Source organism: uncultured Campylobacter sp., from assembly GCF_938045465.1.
In the GTDB taxonomy this organism is placed as follows: Bacteria; Campylobacterota; Campylobacteria; order Campylobacterales; family Campylobacteraceae; genus Campylobacter_B.
In genome coordinates this window covers 1-7542 of sequence record NZ_CALIBF010000056.1, presented here as the reverse complement: position 1 = coordinate 7542, position 7542 = coordinate 1, and the positions used below count along the sequence as shown (strand labels likewise).

Sequence of the window (7542 nt, the reverse complement as noted above, 5' to 3'; positions counted from 1 at the left end):
CCGCTAAAGAGGATGCGGCGGCTTCTACTACGCAGCAGAAGGCGTCAAATTTGCCGCAGCCAAATTTTGAGGCCGTATATGACGATAACGTCAGCGACGAGCAGATCGATGCGGGCTTGGACGCACTTTTAGCCTTCGCGGCGCAAAACAGGGGCAGGATCGACGAGGATTTCGGGGAGTTTAAAGATAGAATTTTCACCGCTTTCATTTTTAATCCGAAGGTGCTGCGAAATTCAAAATTCGACTTCGAGCGGATAGAAAAAATCCTTAAATTTAAACCAAATCTCAATTACGGCGGAGACGGCGGTTTTTTCTCGCCGCTAAAGCTCGCGATCTTTTTCGGCTCGAAATTTAGCGGTGAGATGGCGAAGCTTTACCATTTTGATAAAACCGATGCGATGCGGCTTTTAGAGCTTTTGGTACAAAACGGCGCGGACGTCAAGGCTAGCGGGCTGCTGCGAGATGCCGCGGCAAACGATAATTTCGAGACATTTAAGTTTTTGATTGCAAACGGCGCGCGAGATACGAAAGATGTGGTCGGCTCGGTTGCGGGCAGCGAATTAATATTTTTAAGTGACAACAACGTTTCTATTCTCGGATATAAAGAGGCGCTGCCGCTTGCCGCGAGGGAGTTTGTCGCGGGCGCCAAATTTAAAGAATTCCGCGACGAGAGATTACGCTATTTGGACGGAATTTTAAAATTCCAAAGCTTTGCAAGCATCGATAAAAAGGAGATCGAAACGCTTATCAAAGTAGCTGTGGTGCTGGATGACGAGATGACGGCGAAATTTCTGCTCTCGCACGGTCTGTGCGAGCAGAAAGAGCTTTGCGAGTTTCTAAAAGCGCAAGCGAGAACTTACGACGCTGTGAAAATTTCTAAAATTTTAAGCCGCAAAGAGAAGTAAATTTTAAAATTTAAGCAGCTACGGCGGTACAAAGCAGATAAATTCGCTATTATAATTGCGCCAGTCGCAGCCGCCCTACTTTGTCATTTAACGCGAGCGAAAAAGCAAAATTTGTTCCGCCTAACCTACCCTCCTCCGCTTATCAAACAGCTCGCTATTAAGTTCATTCGAGATAAATTTTAATGTATTTGCCAGACAGCGCGGCTGCGAAGGTAAATTTTAAAATTTAATCAATATAAAGGACAAATTTAAGTGCCATTATTATATAATTTATCTTATTTTTAAAAAGGAGTTTGAGATGACTTTTATGGAGTCTATTCGCACTTGTCTCAAAGAGAATTATTGTAATTTTGAGGGGCATGCACCACGTTCAGAGTACTGGTGGTTTGCATTATTTGCGGCACTTTTAGGAATCGTAACGTTAGTATTGGATGGCTTTTTAGGCACCTATGCCGTTACGAGTTCCGGTAGAATGATCGGTTTCATTAACTCAATCTTTTTATTGGCAATACTTTTACCTTCTATCGCCGTAGCAGTAAGGCGTCTGCATGATACCGATAGAAGCGGCTGGTTTTATCTGTTAATTTTTATCCCGATAATAGGCCCGGTAGTATTGATCGTATTTTTTATCCAGCAAGGCACTAACGGAGGCAACCGCTTTGGAGACGATCCGTTGCGACCCGCAAGCAGAGGCTCGATTTTTTAAACGTAGCTTTGTAGCACACATAAGCTTTGCAAATAAGCTAAATTTAGAGCTAATTCCATTTTGGTTTTAGCCCTTTTTACTAGGCGGTTTTGCTCAAAATAGCCTTTTATATTTAAATTTAGATCCGCCGCGAGATTCAAACTACAAAATTTTAATCCTATTGCCCTTTAATTTCACGATCTTTTTGTCATTTACTAGCTTCGTAATCGCCTGAGAGACGTTTTGTCTGGGTGCTCCGAGCAGGCTTGCCAGCGTCATTATATTAAAGGGAAGCTCCACGATCTTATCGGCATTTGCGATGCGGTTTAGAAAATTTAAAATCCGCGTCTGGATTTTTGCAAAGACGATCTCTTTAATTAAAATCCGTTGCGAGTAGATATTTTTGATAAGCGCGTTTATGATTGAGCTTGCAAACTCATCTCCGAGCAGCTCAAAAAGCTCCGAGATGTTGATCTGTAGCGTCTCGCAGTCGCTTAAAATTTCAAGGCTCGTGTTTTTATCCAAGCAGACGTAGGCGCCGCTTCTTACGAAGCTAAAGATAAATTCCTTGCCGTTTTCGTAGCAGTTTAGCTTCGCCCTACCCTGCAGCAAAATGATAAATTTAAACTTCTGCGCGTAGATCACGTCGCCGCGAGCGTAGCTTTCGCGCCTAAATTTAGCAATCTGCTCCCTGCTTAAAAAGTCGAATTTCTCGCTGTAATCGTTATTTAATCTATCTATCATAGCAGCTCTTTGCATAAAATTTCACGTAAATTTTACATAAAAAGGATAAATTCGTCGCAATCGCGACAAATTTAAATTTATCTTTGATTTATAATTCGCGTTAAAGACAACCTAGAAAGGATACTTTATGAGGAAAATTTTTATCTCATTTATCTGTGCGTGTTCGCTTTTCGGCGGCGAGGTGATCTCTAAAACCGCTACGATCTCGCAAGACGGCAAAGCAATCGGCGAGGCTGAAATTTTAACGCCGATCGAGGTGATATCCAGCGATGGCGACGTTACCAAGATTAAAATCAAAGGCGTCGTGAGCGAAAACTATCAGCTTCAAATCCAAAAAAATATGAAAGAGGCTGAAATTTACGCGATTTTTACGAACGAAGCCGAAGCAAATTTTAAAAAGGGCAAAAAGCTCGAGGACGATTACGGCGAGATCTGGTACGAGGTCGAGGGAATTTACGAGGTTGGCTCGGATGCCGTAGCTAAGGACGCTAAGGCGCTTTATGCGGATGCGAAAACGAACTACGAGCAGATTTGCTCGGCATGTCATAGGCTTCACGAGCCGAACAGCTTCACGGCAAATCAATGGCCTGCGAATCTGCAAGAGATGATCAATGCAAACTACGTAGCGCTCGAGGGCGACGATTTAAATTTGATAATAAAATACCTACAACACAACGCAAAAAAACCTGAATGATAAAGGAGATCAGATGAAAAGGCGAGACTTTTTAAAGGCGGGAATTCTAGGCGCAAGCGCGGCAAGCGCTAGCAGGATCGAGGGGGTTACGCAGACGATTTTCGATAACAAAAAGGTATTCGGCGCGAACAGATTCGGCACCTTTTGGCTAAATTTAAACTCGTCGCAGATCGTTTCGGTAAGCGATTTTGAAGGCGATAAATTTCCAAATACGATGAATTACAGCTTGCCCGATAATATCCAAAACGAAAACCGCGTGCTCTATCCGATGGTGCGTAAAAGTTATCTAAAGGCAAAAGGTGCGGCAAAGAGTGAACTGCGCGGTAAAGAGGAGTTCGTGCGCGTTAGCTGGGACGTAGCGCTTGATCTAGCCGCAAAGGCTTTGAAAGAAAATTTCGACAAATACGGCGCCGAGGCGATCTACGGCGAGTGCTACTGGTGGGGCGGTAGCGGTAAGATCGGCTGGGGACGCACCGTAGCACACCGAATGCTTAAAATTTTAGGCGGCTACGTAGAGGAAAGCGGCGATTACTCCACCGGCGCGGGGCTCGTCATCATGCCTCACGTGCTTGGCTCAAGCGCCGTTTACGACGCGCCTACTACGTGGAAAGCGATCGTCAAAAACGCCAAAAACGTCGTATTTTGGGCGACCGATCCTGCGGTAACCAATCAAATTTCATCCATTCCGCCTACGCACGACGGCTACATCGGCATGCAAGAGCTTAAGAAATCGGGCATCAAAACCTACAGCGTAAATGTGATGAGAAACGACACCGCGCGCTACTTCGGCAGCGAAGATATCATCGTACGCCCGAATACCGATACCGCGCTCATCATCGGCATGTGCCATTATCTGTTTACGAGCGGGCTTTATGATGCGGAATTTATCAAAAAATACACCGTCGGATTTAATAAATTTAAAGACTACTTCCTAGGCACCGAGGATAAGGTCGTAAAAGATGCCTCATGGGCGAGCAAAATTTGCGGCGTGAGCGAGGAGGCTATTGCGAAATTTGCTACAGCGCTTGCAAAGGAACCGAGCACGATCCTGATCGGTCGCGGTTTGCAGCGCGCAGATCACGGCGAGCAGCCTTTCTGGGCGCTAGTAGCGCTTAATGCGATGCTGGGATATATCGGCAAGGAGGGTCTCGGCTTTGAATTTAGCCTGGGCTATGGTTCCGCGGGCGCTACGAATAAGGTAGCTCCGATTTTAAAGGGGCTTAGCACGCGCATAGATGAAAAATACGAAAACACGGGCTCTGCGCCTTGGAAAAGTGCGAAAAACATTACCATCCCGTCCTCTCGCAGCATCGAGGCGCTGGAGCATCCGGGCAAGCAGATTGACTACGACGGCACTAAAATCAAGCTGCCGCATATGAGAGTCGCATATATGGCGTGCGGATCGATGTTTACGCGTCATCAAGACGTGAATAATATTGTGAGGCAGTGGCGTAAATTTGATACTGTTATCACCGCCGAGCCTTACTGGACGAGCACGGCGAAGCTTAGCGACATCGTGCTTCCCGTCGCGATCGAGGTCGAGCGTAACGACATCAACCAAACGGGCGCTACGGGCGAATATATAGTCGCTTACAGGCCTGCAATCGAGCCAATGGGCGAGAGCAAGAGCGACTTTTGGATCTGCGAGCAGATCTGCAAGCGCTGGGGATACGGCGAGGTCTTTAGCGAGGGCAAGGATGAGCTAGGATGGATGAAGGAATTCTACGCCGATGCCGTAGAGCAAGCTAAAGGTCTAAATATAACGATGCCTAGCTTTGAGGAATTTTACGACAAAGGCTTCGTGCGCTTTGAAAAGGACGACGAGAGCAGCGCGCTATACACGCGCCTTGCGGCATTCCGCGAAAATCCCGCCAAAAACCGCCTAGGCACGCCGTCTGGCAAGATAGAGCTTTACTCGCCCGTAATCGCTAAGATGGGCTATGCCGACTGCCCGCCGATGCCTACTTGGATCGAGCCTAAAGAGTGGCTAGGCGATGCGAAAAAGACGGCGAAGTATCCGATTCACATCGTAAGCCCGCACTCTCGCTACCGCCTGCACAGCCAGCTAAACAACTCGATCATCAGAAATTTTGCCGAGGTTAGCGGCAGAGAGCCGGTGCTCATCAATCCAAAAGACGCCGAAGCTCGCGGGCTTGCGAACGGCGACATCGTGCGCGTTTTTAACGATCGCGGCGAAATTTTAGCGGGCGTACTCGTTACCGACATCGTGCCCGAGCGCGTCGCAGCGATCTGCGAGGGCGCGTGGTACGATCCCGAGGTTTGGGGCGAGAAGAGCCTCTGTCAGCACGGCTGCGTAAACGTGCTTACGTTTGATAAAGGCACGTCAAGTCTCGCACAAAGCAACTCGGCTCACACCGTGCTTGCTCAAATCGAGAAATTTAAAGGCGAGATTAAACCGATAACAGCGTTTAGTAAACCTAAAATCTTACAATCTTTGTAGAATTTAACGCGTCGTCTCGCGAGTACTTTTGAGAGAGATTTGAAATTTTAAGTCTGCGGCAGACTACTTGTCTAGCCTTGACTTAAAATTTCTGCACAACTCTCAAAATCATCTCGCGATACTTCCGCTTGTCTTTTTGCACTCAAATTTAATTCACCAAATTTGATCGTAAATTTTGCGCGGATTAAAAAACTCTGCTAAAATTCGCTCAAATTTAACCCAAAGGCCGCGCCGTGCAAATTCCGAATTTGATCCGAAATTTTATCCGCAAACGCATAGTTCCAGAGTGCATTTTACTGCCTTCTCTCTACCCCGACGAGGGCGAGTTTGAGAGTTTTCAGGACGGATATAGGCTCGCTAGCCGCAAAACTGGCGAGGAGCTTGCGGACGATACGCCCGGGCAGTGGCGAAAGAGCTGGCGGGTCATCGCGCGTAACGGCATGGACGATCCGTTTTTCGTCGATTTTGCCCTCGGGGACGCCTCGCCCGTATATTTTGCCTATCACGGCGCCGGCTCGTGGGAGCCGATAAAGGTCGCGGACGACATCGTTAAATTTGAAGAAATTTTGGCCGCCCTTGCTGTGCTTAAAAAACCGTGCTCGCTTGAAGCGATCGCGCCGCTTGCGGATTTAAACAACGAATTTTACCGCGAGCTGGTGGACGACTATGCGCGAGAAGATGAAGCGCGCGAGGAGCCGGGATATAGATATTTCAGCGTTTTCATCGAGGATTTGGGCGCGGATAAGGTAAAAACGCTCGTATTTTTAAAGAAATTTTTTGAAGACGAGAGCTTTGCGGCGACTAAAGAGAGGGCGCAAAATTTGCCGCTTTGCGTATTTAGCGGCATAGAGGAACTGGCGCTGCCGCTGCAAGACAAGCTCGCCTCGCTCGGAGTTAAATTTTACGCGCAGGAGATCTCTTTTAGCGAATTTATCGCGCGGAGTGGCTAAGCGAGCAAATTTAAAATTTCAACTCCCGCTGCTGCTAAATTTTAAATTTAGCAGCAGGCGATCCTATTAAATTTCGTACTCATTCGCTTACTATTACTGTGCGTTAACGGCTTTGCGTACGCTGGAGCGAAAATTAAAGCGTAAAATCAAAATGTAAAATTGAAGTAGAATTTTAAGCGCCCTACTTCGTTTTTTACTTGCAGTAGGGCGAATTTGCTTAAAGTAGTGAACTAAAGCGAGGCTAAAATTATCCAAACCTTGGATCTATTATCTTGCTCAGTTAGAGCAGCTGTTGCGAGCGACGAGCTCTGCAAAATCTAGCGCTGCGTCGTAGTCGGGCTCAGAGGCTATATCACTTACAAGCTCTTTATAAACCACGACGCCTGCGGTATCTATGACGAAGATCGCTCTGGCGCTGAGACCTGCTAATGCGCCGCTGGCGATGAGGGTGCCGTAGCGGCGGCAAAATTCCTTATCGCGGAAATCGCTTGCAACGCGTAGATTTTTGATCCCCTCAGTCGTACAAAACCTCCCCATCGCAAACGGTAAATCCATCGAAACGACGATTACTTCGGTGTTAGGAAGCGATGCAGCGCGCTCGTTGAACTTGCGTGCCTCTGTCGCGCAGACGGGCGTATCTAGCGACGGCACGGCGACGATGATTTGCACATGCTTGCCGCTAGCGATCTCGATTTCGCTTAGATCTTGAGCTACTAAGCGCACTTGCGGCGCGCGATCGCCTAGATTTATCTCTTGCCCGCTTAACTCTACGGGCTTTCCTTGAAATGTTACTGTTGACATTTTTGTCCTTTGTTTTGAATTTGTAGCGGCGAATATACAAAAATTCCTTAAATTTCAGGTAAAATTGCTTTAAAAATCAAGGAGAGCAGATGGGCGAAGATATTTGGGGCGGCAGCAGTAATCCTGCATCGCTAGCCAGTATAAGACGTAAAAGCAGCGAAGAAAAAAAGCCTCTGGACGAGAAACCACAGGAGCAATCTGAGAATTTAGATTTAGCGCAAGAAGAACTTGCGGCGGATGATACTAGCGAGCAAAATTCTGCGATTCAGAATTCTATAGAACAAAATTCCGCTTTTACAAAA

The 7542-nt window shown here is 47.0% G+C and carries 8 protein-coding genes; 6 read left to right on the top strand and 2 right to left on the bottom strand.

Annotated elements, in window-relative coordinates; genetic code table 11:
- Together Q0413_RS02890 and Q0413_RS02885 are read left to right on the top strand one after the other, a co-directional pair.
- Window positions 1–905, top strand: a 905-nt coding sequence (locus Q0413_RS02890; protein WP_298987114.1) for a hypothetical protein, incomplete at its 5' end; no start/stop codon positions are given.
- A gap of 298 nt (window positions 906–1203) precedes the next feature.
- A complete protein-coding gene (locus tag Q0413_RS02885; protein ID WP_298987113.1) occupies window positions 1204–1611 on the top strand; it encodes a DUF805 domain-containing protein in 408 nt (135 codons plus the stop codon).
- Between the two features lie 141 nt (window positions 1612–1752).
- Here the strand turns inward: Q0413_RS02885 and Q0413_RS02880 are convergent, their stop codons facing one another.
- Window positions 1753–2334, bottom strand: coding sequence for a Crp/Fnr family transcriptional regulator (locus Q0413_RS02880; RefSeq protein ID WP_298987112.1), 582 nt, complete (start codon window positions 2332–2334; stop codon window positions 1753–1755).
- A 127-nt stretch (window positions 2335–2461) separates the two neighbouring features.
- Here Q0413_RS02880 and Q0413_RS02875 point away from each other — a divergent pair, with 127 nt between their 5' ends.
- The 3 genes from Q0413_RS02875 to Q0413_RS02865 all read left to right on the top strand — a co-directional run bounded on the left by Q0413_RS02875 (window position 2462) and on the right by Q0413_RS02865 (window position 6439).
- Window positions 2462–3028: a hypothetical protein gene (locus tag Q0413_RS02875; protein ID WP_298987107.1), complete on the top strand. Its 567-nt coding sequence runs from the start codon at window positions 2462–2464 to the stop codon at window positions 3026–3028.
- A 13-nt stretch (window positions 3029–3041) separates the two neighbouring features.
- Complete coding sequence (locus tag Q0413_RS02870; RefSeq protein WP_298987106.1) at window positions 3042–5489, top strand: molybdopterin-dependent oxidoreductase; 2448 nt, start codon at window positions 3042–3044, stop codon at window positions 5487–5489.
- Between the two features lie 233 nt (window positions 5490–5722).
- A complete protein-coding gene (locus tag Q0413_RS02865) occupies window positions 5723–6439 on the top strand; it encodes a hypothetical protein (RefSeq protein WP_298987104.1) in 717 nt (238 codons plus the stop codon).
- A 276-nt stretch (window positions 6440–6715) separates the two neighbouring features.
- Here the strand turns inward: Q0413_RS02865 and tpx are convergent, their stop codons facing one another.
- Complete coding sequence (tpx, locus tag Q0413_RS02860; RefSeq protein ID WP_297921832.1) at window positions 6716–7240, bottom strand: thiol peroxidase; 525 nt, start codon at window positions 7238–7240, stop codon at window positions 6716–6718.
- An 89-nt stretch (window positions 7241–7329) separates the two neighbouring features.
- On the opposite strand from tpx, the gene Q0413_RS02855 reads away from it, so the two are divergent.
- The coding region (locus Q0413_RS02855) for a hypothetical protein (protein WP_298987103.1) at window positions 7330–7542 on the top strand (213 nt) is incomplete at its 3' end.

Bases quoted from the DNA above. Each gene is read 5' to 3' on its own strand.
- Q0413_RS02885 (WP_298987113.1), top strand. From the start codon at position 1,204: ATGACTTTTATGGAGTCTATTCGCACTTGTCTCAAAGAGAATTATTGT.
- Q0413_RS02880 (WP_298987112.1), bottom strand. From the start codon at position 2,334: ATGATAGATAGATTAAATAACGATTACAGCGAGAAATTCGACTTTTTA.
- Q0413_RS02875 (WP_298987107.1), top strand. From the start codon at position 2,462: ATGAGGAAAATTTTTATCTCATTTATCTGTGCGTGTTCGCTTTTCGGC.
- Q0413_RS02870 (WP_298987106.1), top strand. From the start codon at position 3,042: ATGAAAAGGCGAGACTTTTTAAAGGCGGGAATTCTAGGCGCAAGCGCG.
- tpx (WP_297921832.1), bottom strand. From the start codon at position 7,240: ATGTCAACAGTAACATTTCAAGGAAAGCCCGTAGAGTTAAGCGGGCAA.